The sequence below is a fragment of the Alteromonas sp. ABE4_545 genome (assembly GCF_056161325.1).
In genome coordinates this window covers 202,280-218,613 of the sequence record NZ_JBSWYY010000004.1, presented here as the reverse complement: position 1 = coordinate 218,613, position 16,334 = coordinate 202,280, and the positions used below count along the sequence as shown (strand labels likewise).

Annotated in this window: 14 protein-coding genes; 10 read left to right on the top strand and 4 right to left on the bottom strand. The window is 45.4% G+C overall.

What is annotated here, in order from left to right; translation table 11 throughout:
• Positions 1 to 3: 3 nt before the first annotated feature.
• Together ACXAH6_RS06160 and ACXAH6_RS06155 are read right to left on the bottom strand one after the other, a co-directional pair.
• Positions 4 to 1,479 (bottom strand): bifunctional metallophosphatase/5'-nucleotidase, encoded by a 1,476-nt coding sequence (locus ACXAH6_RS06160; protein ID WP_474875763.1) that lies wholly within the window; start codon positions 1,477 to 1,479, stop codon positions 4 to 6.
• Between the two features lie 279 nt (positions 1,480 to 1,758).
• Positions 1,759 to 1,992, bottom strand: coding sequence for a hypothetical protein (locus ACXAH6_RS06155; RefSeq protein ID WP_474875762.1), 234 nt, complete (start codon positions 1,990 to 1,992; stop codon positions 1,759 to 1,761).
• Between the two features lie 233 nt (positions 1,993 to 2,225).
• On the opposite strand from ACXAH6_RS06155, the gene tadA reads away from it, so the two are divergent.
• Complete coding sequence (tadA, locus tag ACXAH6_RS06150; RefSeq protein ID WP_474875761.1) at positions 2,226 to 2,735, top strand: tRNA adenosine(34) deaminase TadA; 510 nt, start codon at positions 2,226 to 2,228, stop codon at positions 2,733 to 2,735.
• 338 nt (positions 2,736 to 3,073) lie between these two features.
• Here tadA and mltF read toward each other — a convergent pair whose 3' ends face one another.
• Positions 3,074 to 4,471, bottom strand: a complete 1,398-nt coding sequence (gene mltF, locus ACXAH6_RS06145; protein WP_474875760.1) for a membrane-bound lytic murein transglycosylase MltF — start codon at positions 4,469 to 4,471, stop codon at positions 3,074 to 3,076.
• Between the two features lie 316 nt (positions 4,472 to 4,787).
• Here mltF and purL point away from each other — a divergent pair, with 316 nt between their 5' ends.
• Positions 4,788 to 8,678 carry a phosphoribosylformylglycinamidine synthase gene (gene purL, locus ACXAH6_RS06140; RefSeq protein ID WP_474875759.1) on the top strand — a complete coding sequence of 1,297 codons (3,891 nt, stop codon included), beginning with the start codon at positions 4,788 to 4,790 and terminating at the stop codon, positions 8,676 to 8,678.
• Positions 8,679 to 8,856: 178 nt separating this feature from the next.
• Positions 8,857 to 8,994, top strand: a complete 138-nt coding sequence (locus ACXAH6_RS06135) for a hypothetical protein (RefSeq protein WP_474875758.1) — start codon at positions 8,857 to 8,859, stop codon at positions 8,992 to 8,994.
• Positions 8,995 to 9,032: 38 nt separating this feature from the next.
• Here ACXAH6_RS06135 and smrA read toward each other — a convergent pair whose 3' ends face one another.
• Entirely contained in the window at positions 9,033 to 9,647 is a 615-nt protein-coding gene (smrA, locus tag ACXAH6_RS06130) for a DNA endonuclease SmrA (RefSeq protein WP_474875757.1), read from the bottom strand.
• A 684-nt stretch (positions 9,648 to 10,331) separates the two neighbouring features.
• On the opposite strand from smrA, the gene ACXAH6_RS06125 reads away from it, so the two are divergent.
• The 7 genes from ACXAH6_RS06125 to ACXAH6_RS06095 all read left to right on the top strand — a co-directional run bounded on the left by ACXAH6_RS06125 (position 10,332) and on the right by ACXAH6_RS06095 (position 16,330).
• Positions 10,332 to 10,694 carry a hypothetical protein gene (locus tag ACXAH6_RS06125; protein WP_474875756.1) on the top strand — a complete coding sequence of 121 codons (363 nt, stop codon included), beginning with the start codon at positions 10,332 to 10,334 and terminating at the stop codon, positions 10,692 to 10,694.
• A gap of 184 nt (positions 10,695 to 10,878) precedes the next feature.
• Entirely contained in the window at positions 10,879 to 11,835 is a 957-nt protein-coding gene (gene cyoA / locus ACXAH6_RS06120; RefSeq protein WP_474875755.1) for a ubiquinol oxidase subunit II, read from the top strand.
• A 2-nt stretch (positions 11,836 to 11,837) separates the two neighbouring features.
• Positions 11,838 to 13,832: a cytochrome o ubiquinol oxidase subunit I gene (gene cyoB, locus ACXAH6_RS06115; protein ID WP_474875754.1), complete on the top strand. Its 1,995-nt coding sequence runs from the start codon at positions 11,838 to 11,840 to the stop codon at positions 13,830 to 13,832.
• Positions 13,829 to 14,446, top strand: a complete 618-nt coding sequence (gene cyoC, locus ACXAH6_RS06110; protein WP_474875753.1) for a cytochrome o ubiquinol oxidase subunit III — start codon at positions 13,829 to 13,831, stop codon at positions 14,444 to 14,446. The genes cyoB and cyoC overlap by 4 nt, the downstream gene beginning before the upstream one ends.
• Entirely contained in the window at positions 14,446 to 14,775 is a 330-nt protein-coding gene (cyoD, locus tag ACXAH6_RS06105; protein WP_474875752.1) for a cytochrome o ubiquinol oxidase subunit IV, read from the top strand. Before cyoC ends, cyoD begins: the two co-directional genes overlap by 1 nt.
• A gap of 47 nt (positions 14,776 to 14,822) precedes the next feature.
• Positions 14,823 to 15,707, top strand: coding sequence for a heme o synthase (gene cyoE / locus ACXAH6_RS06100; RefSeq protein WP_474875819.1), 885 nt, complete (start codon positions 14,823 to 14,825; stop codon positions 15,705 to 15,707).
• Between the two features lie 158 nt (positions 15,708 to 15,865).
• Entirely contained in the window at positions 15,866 to 16,330 is a 465-nt protein-coding gene (locus ACXAH6_RS06095) for a DUF6491 family protein (protein WP_474875751.1), read from the top strand.
• The last annotated feature ends 4 nt before the right edge of the window (positions 16,331 to 16,334 follow it).

The window sequence follows — 16,334 nt, the reverse complement described above, 5'->3', positions numbered from 1 at the left end:
ACGCTATTGTTTCCCTGCTACATCCATAAGTCGACCATCAATTTGTGGGGAAATGGTTTGAGTAGATTGAATCGTGTCTGATATTACATCTGTCAGTAATTGGTTTTTGGGGCGCGCGTAGGGTTTGGTGGGGCTGTCTTTCAGCATGCTGTAGCCGTCACCACCATTCGCCACATAATTAAGCGTTGCAACAGCATAGGTTTTGTTTGGGTCTAATGGTTCGCCATTAACCGAGACCGACAACAGCCGCTCACCGGCAGGTGCATGGGAGTCATAACGAACCCGCATGCCTGAAACATGAATAAAGCGGCCGTTGGCGTTTTCGATGGCGCTCAAACTGTGTTCGAGTGTTGCTAAGATGTTTTTACCGCTTACATTAATCAACACTACGCTATTTCGATAAGGCAAAATGTTCACGATGTCTCTGTGTGAGATCACACTATTTTTCATGTATACCCTGTCACTGCGAATGGTACCGCCATTGACCAAGCCAATTTCCGCATCGGTGTATTCTCGCAAGGCGTCGGCAATAAAATTACCGAACGCATTTTCTTTGGTGCGTACCGCGCTTCTGGTTAGATCTAATGTTTGATCAGAAGTGCCTAAGGGAATGTCTAACAGAAAATCCATACGTGATTCATAGTCGTTTTCCAACGCTTGAATTTCACTGTCGGGTTGTTGCGCTAGTAGATTTATAAATTCGATTTTATGTGTAACGGCAGAGCTTGCATTAGGCTTTTTTAAGGCAACGTGTACCATGGAAGCAAGCCCGGTGACCAATATGTTTCTCGGGTGCTGCGGCTTGAATGCATCGGTTTTCATTTCGAAATGGGCGTCTTTTTGGAATGCCAGATCGATAACGCCAGCATCGAGTAACCGGTCAACCTGTGCCATATTGGAAGAATACAGTAAAACGATAAAGTCGACGTTGAGTTGCTTTAGAGTTTGCGACAGTGTTTCAACTGCCGGAATGGCATCTAAAATTTTAATCCGTTTAAACGCATATTTTTGAACACTTGCGGGGTCTAGAATGGAGATTACACCTAACGTGAACCCCGACTTTTTAATGATGGCGTAATCTTCAATCCCGTCTAAATTTTTGTCTTGTAACGGATCGAGTATATTACCCGCAACCATAGGAAATGCCGCTTCGTAAGAACGCAAGGTTAACTCGTCTTCAAAATAACTAAACTCGCGCATTGCAACCCCGTAAACATCAGGCTCTACGCTATTCATGATGTCAATGATGTGCGCGCCTCTATCCATAGCAGACAAAGCACTCGGCCCCAAACTGTCGCCGCCAAATAAGAAAAAGGTGGGGGCATCTTGTTTTCTGAACGTGTCAACAACCGTGCCCATTTGAGCAAAACTACCGGTTTGCTCGCTGTTGATGTGTGTCATTTCTGCATTAAACAAAATATGGATCGTTTGTTCGGCATAAACGGGTTGATGTAACAACAAGAGCAACGCCAAAACCATACGGGTAGCTCTCTTAAAGTGACGAGCCTGAGCCGAATAACTGGGTGTGAAAAGCATTGTTAAGAGTAAGGCCTTTAATATGCAGGGAATATTTGGTTATTTTTACTACAGATTACTGATGACGAGGTTGTGTTGCAACGAAAAAGGCGAAGAATTGTTCTTTTTTATTCGATGTAACAAGGTTGTTTACATCGACTTTATTGATACTCTGCATTGGCCTGCAGGGTGCGTGCCGCGTTTATCACGGGCCGACAGTGGCGCCCCGTGATTGGTAGTCAATTATGCTACCCGATCTTTTTTCAGTTCGTCGAATTGACGATTAAGGTCGTATTTACTGTCGGTGACAATACTTTCTAACACTTCAACACGCTCGCGCAACGCCGCTAGTTCCTGTTCCAACGCTGGATCATTTTTGAATTTGGTTTTGTGTTGTTGATGTTTAGTTGCCACTTTGACAATAGAAACAATCATTCCAGAAATAATAGCGATAATTGCAATTGCAGTTAAGTTCATAACGAATCCCTCTTCTTCACTGTTTCAATAACTATAATCAATAATGTAACGGATTGCTCATTCATTTATAATAGCGCGCTCGCATTGCCGTGAGCGGGTGAAATTAATGAGATTCAAACCAACCATTTTCATTGATACAGCAAATAGTTTGCCATCTGTTATTTTTAATAAAAAACAATAGGATAGATTTTTACAGTTGTTGTCCTTTATTTTCGAGTTAGTGAATTTGACCAATGAGTAATGAGTCTGACCATAACGATGCGTATTGGATGCGTCACGCATTAGCATTAGCTGATAATGCCGAGGCGATCAATGAAGTACCTGTTGGGGCTGTCATTGTCTCTCATGACGAAGTGATTGGGGAGGGGTGGAATACGCCAATAACTGACCATGACCCAAGTGCCCACGCTGAAATGCGCGCAATCAAAGCCGCAGCGTTACATCGGCAAAACTATCGCGTTGTTGATGCCACACTTTACGTTACGCTGGAGCCCTGCCCAATGTGTGCTGGCGCACTTGTTCATAGTCGTATTACACGTGTTGTGTTTGGCGCATTTGATGAAAAAACGGGTGCCGCTGGTTCAGTCATGCAGCTTTTACAACATCCGCAATTGAATCATCAAATTGAGATTACCGGGGGGGTGTTGGCAAAAGAGTGTGGGGAAAAGATTTCTGCGTTTTTCCAGCGAAGGCGGAAGGAGAAAAAAGCGTTAAAAGCCCTACAAGCTAGCGGGAAGTTGTAGTAGGGCTTGGCAAAACAACGTCGAAGTTCATGAAATTACGACGTCGGTTGAGTACTTTTTGATGTGAGCGACGCAGCATGCTGCGACGACGGTTACTGTTTCTCATTGTTATACCTCTTGTTAATAGGGTTTTGTTTCTTTTCATTGTTATACCTCCAGCCTTATACAGCATTCGAGCGATAAAGCGAACAGGATTGCACTGCTTTTGTTGGTCACAATGTCGTTACGAATAACAGCTAACTTCGGATGTATTTGTTACTCGCTAGGCAAAGTATCAACAGAATATGAAGGCTTTGTGACAAGTTTCAAGATGACTTACAGAAATTTCTCTTTATCGATTACTGCGGGCGTGTTTGAGTTGTTGTGTTGGGCTGAGTAACCGGTTTTTCAGTGCTAGGTTGTGCTTGCTCATCAAGCCAAATTAAGGTGTCGTAATAGCGTCGAATATTTTCTACGTAGTGAAGCGCTTCGTCGCCGCGAGCGAAACCATAGCGGGTTAAGCGGTAGTATTTCTTTTGTTTCAGTTGTGGAAGGCGTTGTTTTACGTCAAGCCAAACATCTGGGCTACCGCCTTGACGCTGGGTTAACACTCGTGCATCTTCTAAGTGACCCAGACCAATATTATACGCCGCCAGCGCCATCCATACTCGGTCTGGTGAAGGGATTCGCGCAGGAATTCGACTGAGCAAACTCGCAAAGTAGGTGGCGCCACCACGAATACTTTGCTGTGGGTCTTCTCGGTTGGTGACATTCATATCTGATGCGGTTTCTACGGTGAGCATCATCATACCAACGACCCCTGTTTTCGACACCGCATGGGGTTTCCAGTGACTCTCTTGATAGCTCATCGCGGCAAGTAGTCGCCAGTCTACATTGTTGGCGTGCTGTTCAAAAACAGGGCGGTATGTCGGGAGTACGGTTTCTACGGCGTCCATAAACGCTAATGTGTCGACATAGTCGAAGCTGCGAACGTGGCCGTAGTACTTTTCTTCGAGCATGGCCAATTTGCCCGACTGTTGTAAGGTGCCAAAATATTCTAATAGTGCGGCTCGGATAGAGTCGTCGCCGTTATTGGTTAATAACCAAGATACCGGCTGCACTGCCGCTATATTAAAAGCGATAGACAAATCTGGGTAACGGCGTCTCAACATATCCACGATATTACTGTCGGCTATGGTGTAAGTGAGCTCACCTGATGCCACCATTTCTAATAATTCTTGTTGATCACTTTCGTCAGTCGTACGCCACTGCAGCGCGTTATTCTGTGCTTTCAATTGGTTTAATACAGAGTCATGGCTACTGTGAGCGACTACCATCAGCAAGCCATCTAGGTTGTTTAAATCTCTAGGTCTAGGGCTACGCTTGTGATAAATCAGCTGTAAATCAACCTGTTCATACGCTGGGCCGCTGATAAATTGTTGGGTTAATTCTGTCGTGGTAACTTGGCCTGTAGCGACAATGTCCATTTGACCATTGGCAAGCTGCGGCAATAATTCTTGGTATGAATAAAACGGGAACACCTGTAATTCGACACCAAGGTAGTCAGCAAAGCCTTTAGCCAATTCGTATTCCAACCCTTTAGGGCCATCAGTACCAATGTAATATGTAGTCGGGCCATAAATGGTGCCGAGCTTGACTATTTTTTGCTGTGTAATTTTAGCGATGTCATCGGGGCGTTGTGGCTCAGTGCAGCCAAAAAGTACAAACAACCCGATAATACAGAAAATTCGTTCCACGCTTATGTTCTAATTGATTGAGACGCAAAACCTATTGTGACCATTTTCTATTATATAACAATAGCTGTTTGATAATTGGTGACAAATTCGACATGTTTATAAGTACTGAAAATTTTCACTTTGTACGACAAAACCGTTGGAATCGGTGAAAGTGGCAATTGGTCGTGCCAGTTTTTCAAATAAGTTGGTGAATATCTGACAACTTCTAGTTACCAAGCGTGGCCTTTTCCTCTATAATCCGCGTCCGAATACGACTCAACACCAGGCTGTCTTCAGCTTACCTGTTGGCACCTGCATCAACTATCGGGTACTTATTATGTTGGTCCTTCGCGGCGCACCGGCTCTGTCTGCATTTCGTCAAGACAAACTCACGCAACAATTTGCTCAAGCGGGCATCTCAATCAATGCTGTTTACAGCGAATTCGTTCACCTTGTTAATGTATCTCAAGCTTTGAGTGAAGAAGCATCTCAAGTTTTAGATAAACTACTTACGTATGGCCCCAAGCAACAAGAGCAAACACCTCAAGGTGCCTTGTTTTTAGTGACACCTCGCGCAGGGACTATTTCGCCTTGGTCTAGTAAAGCGACAGATATTGCACATAACTGTGGCTTGTCGAGCATTGAACGTATTGAGCGCGGTTGTGCTTATTACATTGATGTGGATGGCGAGTTATCTGACAGCCAACGTCAAGGGATTTCTGCGGTATTACACGACCGCATGACCGAGCAAGTCTTTAGCGACCTTGAGGCGGCATCGGCGTTGTTTGAACAAGCCGAAGCAAAAAGCTTTGATTCGGTAGACGTGTTGGGGCAAGGGCGTGACGCCTTAGCGAGTGCAAACCAAACGCTAGGTTTGGCCCTCGCTGAAGATGAAATCGATTATTTACATGAGAACTTTGTAAAGCTTGGCCGTAACCCGAACGATGTTGAGCTTTATATGTTTGCTCAAGCAAACTCTGAGCATTGTCGTCACAAAATTTTTAACGCAGACTGGACCATCGACGGCGAAGTTCAGCCAAAGTCATTGTTCAAGATGATTAAAAACACCTTTGAACTTTGCCCTGATTATGTTTTTTCTGCTTATAAAGACAACGCAGCTGTAATGGAAGGGTGGGAAGCTGGCCGTTTCTTCCCTGATCCCGACACTCATCAATACGCTTATCATCATGAAGATATCGCGATTTTGATGAAGGTTGAAACCCACAACCACCCTACAGCCATTTCTCCTTTCCCTGGCGCAGCTACCGGTTCAGGTGGTGAGATTCGCGACGAAGGCGCAACAGGTCGAGGCTCCAAGCCAAAGGCGGGTTTGGTGGGTTTCACCGTGAGTAACTTACACATCCCTGGATTAGAACAACCCTGGGAAGTGGCATACGGTAAACCACAGCGCATTGTGAGTGCACTAGATATCATGATTGATGGCCCATTGGGTGGCGCTGCATTTAACAACGAGTTTGGCCGTCCGGCACTACTGGGTTATTTCCGTACTTACGAACAAGAAGTTACAAGCTTTAATGGCAAAGAAGTACGTGGTTATCACAAACCCATCATGCTAGCTGGTGGCTTGGGTAACATTCGCAACTCGCACGTAGAAAAGGGTGAGATTACTGTTGGTGCCAAGCTTATCGTGCTTGGTGGTCCAGCGATGAATATCGGCCTCGGTGGCGGTGCAGCATCGTCTATGGCATCAGGGCAGTCTAGCGAAGACCTAGATTTTGCTTCGGTACAGCGCGATAACCCAGAGATGGAACGTCGCTGCCAAGAAGTGATCGATGCGTGTTGGCAGCTTGGTGACGAAAACCCGATTCAATTTATTCATGATGTTGGCGCTGGTGGTTTGTCCAACGCAATGCCTGAATTAGTGAATGACGGTGGCCGTGGTGGTCGCTTCCAATTGCGCGATGTACTCTCTGATGAGCCGGGCATGACGCCGTTAGAGCTATGGTGTAACGAATCTCAAGAGCGTTATGTGCTTTCTGTATCACCTGAAAAATTAGCTGTGTTTGAGGCGATTTGTCAGCGTGAGCGCGCGCCATTTGCGGTCATCGGTGAAGCGACTGAAGAACCTCATTTGTTATTGAGTGACAGTAAATTCGACAATCAGCCAATTGATATGCCGCTTGATGTACTGTTAGGCAAGCCACCTAAAATGCATCGTGATGTGAAATCTGAAAGCGTAACGGGTGATGCCATCGATCGTACCGACATCACATTAGCTGATGCGGCTCAGCGCTTGTTGCGTTTACCGACAATTGCAGAAAAAACCTTTTTGATCACGATTGGCGACCGCTCTGTAACGGGCTTGGTGAGCCGAGATCAAATGGTTGGTCCTTGGCAGGTACCGGTAGCTGACGTAGCAGTGACGGCTTCGGCATTTGATACGTATCATGGTGAAGCTATGTCGATGGGTGAACGCACACCGGTTGCACTGCTTAACTATGGCGCTTCTGCGCGTTTAGCTGTTGGTGAAGCACTCACCAATATCGCTGCAGCACACATTGGTGATTTGAAGCGTATTAAATTGTCTGCAAACTGGATGGCGGCAGCGGGTCATCCGGGTGAAGACGCCGGTTTATACGAAGCGGTAAAAGCGGTCGGTGAAGAGCTTTGCCCTGCACTTGGTTTGACTATCCCTGTGGGCAAAGACTCCATGTCGATGAAAACGGCATGGCAGGAAGACAGTGGCGAAGATAAGGCGGTAACATCACCGTTGTCTCTAGTGATTTCAGCATTTGGTGCAGTGACCGATATTCGTAAAACAGTCACTCCACAATTGCGCACAGATAAAGGCGACACACGTTTGTTGCTTATTGATCTGGGTGCGGGCCAAAATCGACTAGGTGCAAGTTGTTTGGCTCAGGTCTATCAGCAGTTAGGTGATAAGCCTGCTGACGTCGATAGCCCTGAATTACTGGCTAACTTCTTCAATGGTGTACAGCGTTTAGTTGAAGCAGGTTATGTGCTTGCGTATCACGATCGCTCGGATGGTGGCTTGTTTACTACGGTAGCCGAAATGGCGTTTGCGGGTAAAACGGGTGTGTCTGTATCACTTGATACCCTCAATAATGATGACCTTGCAGTATTGTTCAACGAAGAACTTGGTGCTGTGATTCAAGTGAAATCAGAAGACCTCGAAAAGGTTAATGCTATTTTAGCTGACGCCGGTCTCGCTGATTTGACCCATGATATCGGTACGTTGAATACCCACGATAGCGTAGAGTTTACACGCAACAATGTTGCAGTATTGAGTGATACTCGTGTGGCTTACCGTACCATGTGGGCAGAAACTACGCACAAAATGCAGGCCATGCGCGACAACCCGGCTTGTGCTGACCAAGAATTTGCCGCTAAACAAGACATTGCAGATCCAGGTTTACACGCCGCTTTGACGTATGACATTAACGAAGATGTCGCGGCGCCAATGATCGCAACTGGCGTTCAACCTCAAGTGGCTATTTTGCGAGAGCAGGGCGTGAACTCTCATTTAGAAATGGCTGCAGCATTTACTCGCGCTGGATTCAAAGCCATTGATGTGCACATGAGCGATATTCTCGCTGGTCGCGTGTCTCTTGAGCAATTCAGTGGTTTAGCTGCTTGTGGTGGGTTCTCTTACGGTGACGTATTAGGAGCTGGCGAAGGTTGGGCAAAATCGATTTTGTTTAACAGCCGTGCACGCGATGAGTTTGAAGCTTTCTTTAACCGCAACTCAACCTTTAGTTTGGGTGTGTGTAATGGTTGTCAGATGTTGTCTAATCTCAAAGCGCTCATTCCTGGAAGCGATGCGTGGCCGCACTTTGTGACTAACCAATCGGAGCGTTTTGAAGCCCGTGTTGCAATGGTCGAAGTGGCTGAGTCTAACTCTGTATTGCTTCAGGGTATGGCGGGATCGCGTATGCCTATTGCTGTGTCACATGGCGAGGGGCGTGCTGAGTTTGCTCAGGCTGGTGGTGTTGATGCTGTGCAATCTCAAGTTGCCTTGCGTTATGTTGATAACTACGGCCAAGTGACGCAACAATATCCAGCAAACCCGAATGGTTCACCTGAAGGCATTACAGGTCTTACTACTACAGACGGTCGTTGTACTATCATGATGCCTCACCCAGAGCGTGTTTTCCGTGCGGTTGCTAACTCTTGGCGTGCTGATGAGTGGCAAGAAGATAGCCCTTGGATGCGTATTTTCAGAAACGCGCGTACGTTTGTGAATTAAAAGGGATCAAAAAAATGGCAGCAAGGTGTCAAAAAATTGTCCAGACACCTTGTCAATGCCGTTTAAGCGTTATACAGTGGTAATCACGCTAGGAATGCGTAGTAGAGACAAGGACTTGTGTGGTTAGGGTAATGGCTGGTTAGTAGTAATTACTGGCACAAGATAATAAGAGACGAGTATGAATCGTTCATCTAAAGGCTTTGGTTTGAGCGGGGTCGCATTAGCTGTTGTATTTATGTTTGTAACAGCCGTATTTAGTACTTCCGCCAAGTCAGCAGATGTCCAAGAATCACAGTCAGTGATTCAACAAAAATAACACGCATCTTTGCGCAAAAAAATTCAAAGTTAAATCAATCAGCGGCGCCGTTGGCGTTCGCGATTGATTTGCTTTTGCTCCGGGTGTTTCTTCAACAATACATAGGTTGCCCCTAAACCGCCGTGCTGCGGTTGTGCTGTATGAAACGCAATCACTTCATCAATTTCTTGTAGCCAGTGGCTGACATAGCTTTTCTTGAGCGCAGGGAAGGGTTTACTTTCTCTACCCAAGCCGTGTTGAATTAATACGCAACGCGCACCTTGATTATGTGCGTTTTGCAGGGTGACGTAGACTTGCTCTCGGGTTTGTGCCAGTGAAAGTCCGCTGATGTTTAGCCGTGTATCTATTTGGTATTTCCCCAGTCGCAAGTTCTTATACACGCCATCTTGAATACCGGCCTTTTTGTATTCCAGATAGTCTTCTGGTTGTACGGGCGTCACGCCTTCCATACTGAGTGGAATGTGTTGAACATTGTGGGTCTGATGTAGAGAAAACCGCGCTTGTTTTTCGGCAACAGAGAGTGCAGCGTTGTGATGATACACTCTATCGTTTTGTTGAAGCGGCTTTACGTCACCCATTTCACTTAAAAAGTCCAACATGTCGTCATGTTGCTTTTCAGCAGCATTAGCTGCGTTATTATTGTCTTGTTTCATTGTTCGGAGCCATGTATTCATCGATGGTCTAGCTTAGTTATACACCTATTGGGCATGTGTTGATCACGTTTTACTGATGGTAACTTCGCGTTGTGCCTGTTTTGGTGTTTCGCTTTCTATTCGATTTTTCGCAAATAAATGGAGCAGTACTGTAAACCTCAATTTGCGCAATTGAGGGCGAATAAGCAATGGTTTTTACCCGTTTGGCTATTCAATTGCGTTTATTTTCACCCGTTGTTTACGCATCGCCTAATAATGCAGTTTTTAACTCATTGATTCGTATGTTTTTTGGTCAGCGAGAAGTGTCCAAAAAAGCCCATGTTAATAAAATGTATATAAACCATGTTTGGGTGGATAAACTTCGTTACAGTGTTATTAAACACGGTCATTGATGGAAAAATAGCCCTTTAATTAGTAGGTTTATTGTAAGGTCTCGTTCGTTGTCAACCTATAACTGTTTGATTTTTATAGCGTGGCTAACTTTATTTTAAATATCCACACAAAAAATGAGCGATTAGCGCCTAATGTACGTAAAGTTAACTTTGTTTGTACTTTGAATTTTGGTATCATTTTGCGCCGAAATTTTAAAAATAATAGCGTTTGTTATTATTTGACGAATCGAATATTAGAGAATCGACGCTCATGCTAACGGGTTGGATGCGCCTACTGATAGGCCCATCAATAATGACTAATTCGCCTCACACTCAAGAGGCCACTATCGCCGACAACCGTTCGGTGATGGCGTCGTTTGTCCGCTTTATCATTGCTTGTGTTCTACTATCAACCGTTTTAATCAATGCCACAGAGTGGGAGAGTTCTATTTTAGACTCGCTACTTATGGAAAGCGTTGCTTTTGCCGGTTTTGGTATTGCTATGGCAACCCTCTTCGTTTTCTACACATTGGCGCCTTGGGTGTTAATGTTCTTAACCCCTACCCAATATCGTGGGGTTAAAATCCAAAAATTCAAACGGCAAGTATTAGAAGTATTTGCGCGCTCAATTCCGTTAACTGTTCACGGAAGTCGAGCTCCCCCAGAATGCGCGTAAAGGTGAGTCGCTAGACACCTGGCTTTTTTAAGCGAGTTGTTTGAGAGCATCTGCGTTACGCCACGCCGACGTTCAAGACTCATCTTTATATTGCATGTTTTATACTGGCTTCGGCTAGTAAATGAGTGTCGTACTACATCTAGTGCGATTGGGTTGTAAACCATTGGGTTATAGGAAGATACCTTTGTTAATTCGTAACCTTAGTAAATTGGCTCTGTTGTTCGCAATGCTTAGCTTAGCTGGCTGTGCGGGTGGCGTGCTTGATCCGAAAGGACAAGTGGGCATGGAAGAGAAGTGGCTAATCATTGTCGCGACTATTCTAATGCTACTTGTTGTCCTACCTGTAATCGGTATGACCTTGTATTTCGCTTGGAAATACAGAGAAGGTCGTGACCATGAAATCTATGCGCCTAAATGGGCTCACTCGACCAAAATCGAGACAGTGGTATGGGTAATTCCCATCATCATTATCGTGGTTTTGGGTGTGATCACTTGGCGTTCTACCCACGCGTTGGACCCTTACAAGCCTATTGAAGGCCGCGGGGAACACATGACGGTTGAGGTAGTTTCACTAAACTGGAAATGGCTCTTCATTTATCCAGAGCAAGGCATTGCGTCAGTGAATGAATTAGTCATTCCTAAAGACGTGCCAGTGAAATTCAAGATCACCTCCGAAGGCACAATGAACTCGTTTTTCATTCCTCAATTGGGTAGCCAAATCTACTCAATGGCAGGCATGGAAACACAGCTTCATTTGATTGCTGACCACGCGGGTACATTCGATGGCTTCTCTTCAAACTACAGTGGTGCTGGTTTCACCGGTATGCAGTTCGACACTATCGCGACTGAAACACAAGCGGACTTTGATGCTTGGGTTGCAAAAGTAAAATCGTCTAACGATGCACTTACTCAGGAGCGCTACGCTAAGTTAGCTGAGCCTACTGAATATCACCCAGTAGAATACTTTGGCACAGTGTCAGAAGGGCTTTTCCATTCTGTTGTGATGAAGTTTATGCAAGATCACGGCTCAATGGATTTCTACGGAAAGCCCAATAATGCTGTGGGTCATGAAAAGACTGAAGTAATGCGTCACCATAACGCAAATACAGGCGGTCATCATGAAAGTGGCGGTGAGGAGTAATCATGTCATTTTTAGGTAAATTATCAATTGAAGCCGTACCCTACCATGAGCCTATCGTCATGGTTACATTGGGTGTGGTTGCAGTGCTTGGACTCATTGTTGCGAGTCTAATCACCAAACACAAAGGCTGGGCGCCGCTTTGGAACAACTGGATCACATCTGTTGACCATAAACGCCTAGGTGTTATGTATATCGTACTTGCGATGATCATGCTTCTGCGTGGTTTTGCTGACGCTATCATGATGCGTACTCAGTTAGCCGCTGCTACCAATGGTGCAGAAGGTTATCTGCCTCCAGAACACTATGACCAAATCTTCACGGCTCACGGTGTCATCATGATCATCTTTATGGCGATGCCATTTATGATTGGTTTGATGAACATCATCTTGCCATTGCAGATTGGTGCGCGCGATGTGGCATTCCCATTCCTGAACAACCTAAGTTTCTGGTTGACTGCAGGTGGTGCAATCCTAATCAACATCTCGCTAGGTCTGGGTGAATTTGCAAAAACAGGTTGGGTAGCGTATCCACCACTTTCAGGGTTGGAATACAGTCCGGGGGTCGGGGTCGACTACTATATATGGGCGCTGCAGATATCCGGTTTGGGTACCTTGCTGACTGCCGTTAACTTCTTGGTTACTGTATTTAAGATGCGTGCACCAGGTATGAAGTTAATGGATATGCCTATCTTTACTTGGACTTGTACTTGGGCAAACATCCTAATTGCTGCTTCATTCCCAATCCTCACTGCAGTATTGGCAATGTTGACGTTAGACCGTTACCTAGATTTCCATTTCTTTACCAATGACGCTGGCGGTAACGCCATGATGTATATCAACCTATTCTGGGCATGGGGTCACCCTGAGGTATACATTCTGATTTTGCCTGCATTTGGTATTTTCTCAGAAATCATTTCTACCTTTACTGGTAAGCGTTTGTTCGGTTACAAGTCGATGGTTTATGCAAGTGGTGCGATCTCAATTCTAGGTTTCATCGTTTGGCTACACCACTTCTTCACAATGGGCTCAAGCGCAAACGTGAACGCCTTCTTTGGTGTGATGACTATGATCATTGCGGTACCAACAGGGGTTAAACTGTTTAACTGGTTGTTCACTATGTACCGTGGTCGCCTACGCATTGGTGTACCGGTAATCTGGACACTTGGCTTCATGGTTACCTTCTCTATTGGTGGTATGACAGGTGTTCTACTTGCTATCCCTGGTGCTGACTTCGTCTTGCACAACAGCTTGTTCTTGATTGCTCACTTCCACAACACCATCATTGGTGGTGCGGTGTTCGGTTACCTAGCAGGTTTTGCTTTCTGGTTCCCGAAAGCGATGGGCTTCAAGCTTGACGAAAAATGGGGCAAGCGCTCTGCTTGGTGCTGGATCGTTGGTTTCTTCGTAGCCTTTATGCCACTTTATGTGTTGGGCTTCATGGGTATGACTCGTCGTCTTAACCATACGAACAACCCTGATTGGAACATCTGGTTATACATCGCTACTGTGGGTGCATTTATCATCCTATTCGGTATCGTGTTCCAGTTGGTTCAACTATACGTTAGCTTCAAGAATCGTGAAGCGCTTAAAGACACGACAGGTGATCCGTGGAACGGTCATACACTTGAGTGGTCTACTGCGTCTCCACCTCAGTTCTATAACTTCGCGAAAATCCCACATGTTCACGACATCGATGCATGGACTGACATGAAAGAAAAAGGCGAAGCATACAAGCTTGAAGAAAGCTATGCGCCTATTCACATGCCTAAGAATACCTCAGCTGGTATTTTCATGAGTGCAGGATTCACTGCGTTCTGTTTTGCTATGATCTGGCACATTTGGTGGTTGGCAATCGTTGGCCTTGTTGGCGGCATCGTGACGTTCTTGTTCCGCTGCTACAACAACGACGTAGATTACTACGTACAGCCTGATGAAATTATCGAGATTGAACGTGCTCACCTGAAAGAAGCAGGTGTGAAAGAAGAGGTTTCAGCATGAGTACCATTACATCGAACTTAGATGCGGCTCATGACCACGGTCACGATGAGCATCACGATACAGGCGGAAATACCGTATTCGGTTTCTGGCTGTACTTGATGACGGACTGCTTGTTGTTCGCATCATTCTTTGCAACTTACGCAGTGTTGTTTATGAACACTGCGGGCGGAGTATCGGGTAAAGATATCTTCGAACTTGACTTCGTAGCGGTAGAAACTGCTGCGCTACTACTTAGTAGTATTACCTTTGGCTTTGCCATGATTAGCGCTCACGCTAAGAAAAAAGGCGCGACACTAGCTTGGTTGCTCGTGACCTTCGCTTTTGGTGCAGTGTTTATCGGTATGGAAATCTACGAATTCCATCACTTGATTGTTCATGGCAATGGTCCACAAGAGAGTGCGTTTTTAACAGCGTTCTTCTCATTGGTAGGCTTGCACGGCTGTCACGTTACAGCGGGTTTGATTTGGATGACAGTAATGATCATCGAAGTTAGCAAGCGTGGTTTGGGTGATCGCACTGTAACGCGTCTTAGCTGCTTGAGCTTGTTCTGGCACTTCCTAGACATCGTTTGGATCTGTGTATTCACCGTTGTTTACCTGATGGGAGCCATGTAATGAGTCATAGTCATACAGACAACCATGCCGATCACGGCGACGTAAAATCTTACGTTATTGGTTTCGTATTATCAGTAATCTTAACTGCGATCCCATTTTGGATGGTTATGGAAGGGGGCTTCTCTAAGCCAACGACTTTCTGGACCATTACCATTATGGCAGTAGCGCAAATTTGGGTGCACTTGAAGTACTTCTTGCACTTGAACTTTGTAACCGAAGACGGCAAAGCAAGCACGCTTTCATTTATCTTCAGTGCGGTCATTATCGTACTGGTGGTAGGTCTATCGGTATGGATTATTTACGAATCCAACGCAATGATGATGTACTAGCGCAAGCTAGTACATTGTTTTAGGCAAATTTAGGAGTAATAGACGTGGTGTTTCGTCGCTACTTACAAGTCACCAAGCCCGGCATTATTATGGGAAACCTTATTTCTGTTGCGGGTGGCTTTTTAATGGCCTCTCGTGGTGAGATAGATTGGTTTCTTATGGCCGCAACAATCGTGGGGTTGTCCTTGGTTGTGGCATCAGGCTGTGCTGTGAATAACTGCATCGATAGGGATATTGACGCCAGAATGCAACGGACGCGAAATCGTGTCACGGTAACTGGTGAAATGTCGCTAAAAGCTGCACTTGCTCACGGCATCTTACTCGGCGTAGTAGGCTTTGCATTGCTAGCGACGTACACTAATGCCGTAGCGGTGAGCTTTGCTGCATTGGGCTACGTGGTTTATGTAGGCGTTTACAGCCTGTATATGAAGCGTAACTCAGTATATGGAACCTTAGTGGGCAGTTTATCGGGTGCGGTTCCCCCTGTTGTGGGTTACTGCGCTGTGACCGGCCATTTTGATGGTGCCGCAGCAATTTTACTTGTGATGTTTAGTTTGTGGCAGATGCCGCACTCTTATGCTATCGCGATTTTCCGCTACGACGATTACGCCGCAGCGAATATTCCTGTTCTTCCTGTTGCAGAGGGTATTGAGAAAGCGAAACGTCATATCGTACTGTACATCGGCGTTTATGCGTTGGTGACATTATTGTTACCTCTTGGCGGTTACACCGGCCTGGCTTTTATGGCAGTGGCCTGTACAACCAGCTTTTGGTGGCTAATGATGGCATTAAAAGGTTACCGCAAAGACATTGATGTAACAGGCTGGGCGCGACAAGTGTTTGGATTTTCGATTCTGAATATTACCGTGCTGAGTATTACGATGGCGTTTGATTATCACAGTACTCCCGCATTATTTGCCTTCGCAAACTAAAACGAAAACCCGCCACTCTTGGCGGGTTTTTCATTTGTACTCTACGCGCATTATTTTCTTACTCTTCTGATTTTCATCTCTTTTAAATTGTTTATTCAGCCTCAGTTCAGATAAGATGAATTAGTTTTCATTGGCTTATTCATTTAGAGGGATTTTATATGAAATTATTATTGGGGTGTCTAGCCTGCGTTGTGTTACTCAGTGGGTGTGCGTCAAAAGGGCCGACTGAACAAGCTCGGGCTGCGGTTATTGGTGACTTTATCGAAACTAATGAACTAGAAAGTAAAAGGTCAGTCAACGCATTTCGATTAGACAGCTGGTCGGTACTTTCTGATTATTATGTTGTGATTCGCTCAAGCCCAATGCGGCAATATCTCGTGCAGCTCCAATCTCGTTGCGACTCTCTGGATTACTCTTTTTTAGTGGGTATCCGTCAATTCAGGTCGAATCAGTTATCAGCGGGTACCGATTATTTATTCTCGCCTCAATACGCTGATTTTAGATGCAATATCAAAACTATCTATCCAATCAGTCGAGAACAACACCAAACTCTACTCAAAGAGTTTAATGCGGTAGAACAGAAGGCCGTGAATGAAGCTGAAGAAGCAGAAGCAGCGGATTAAAGCA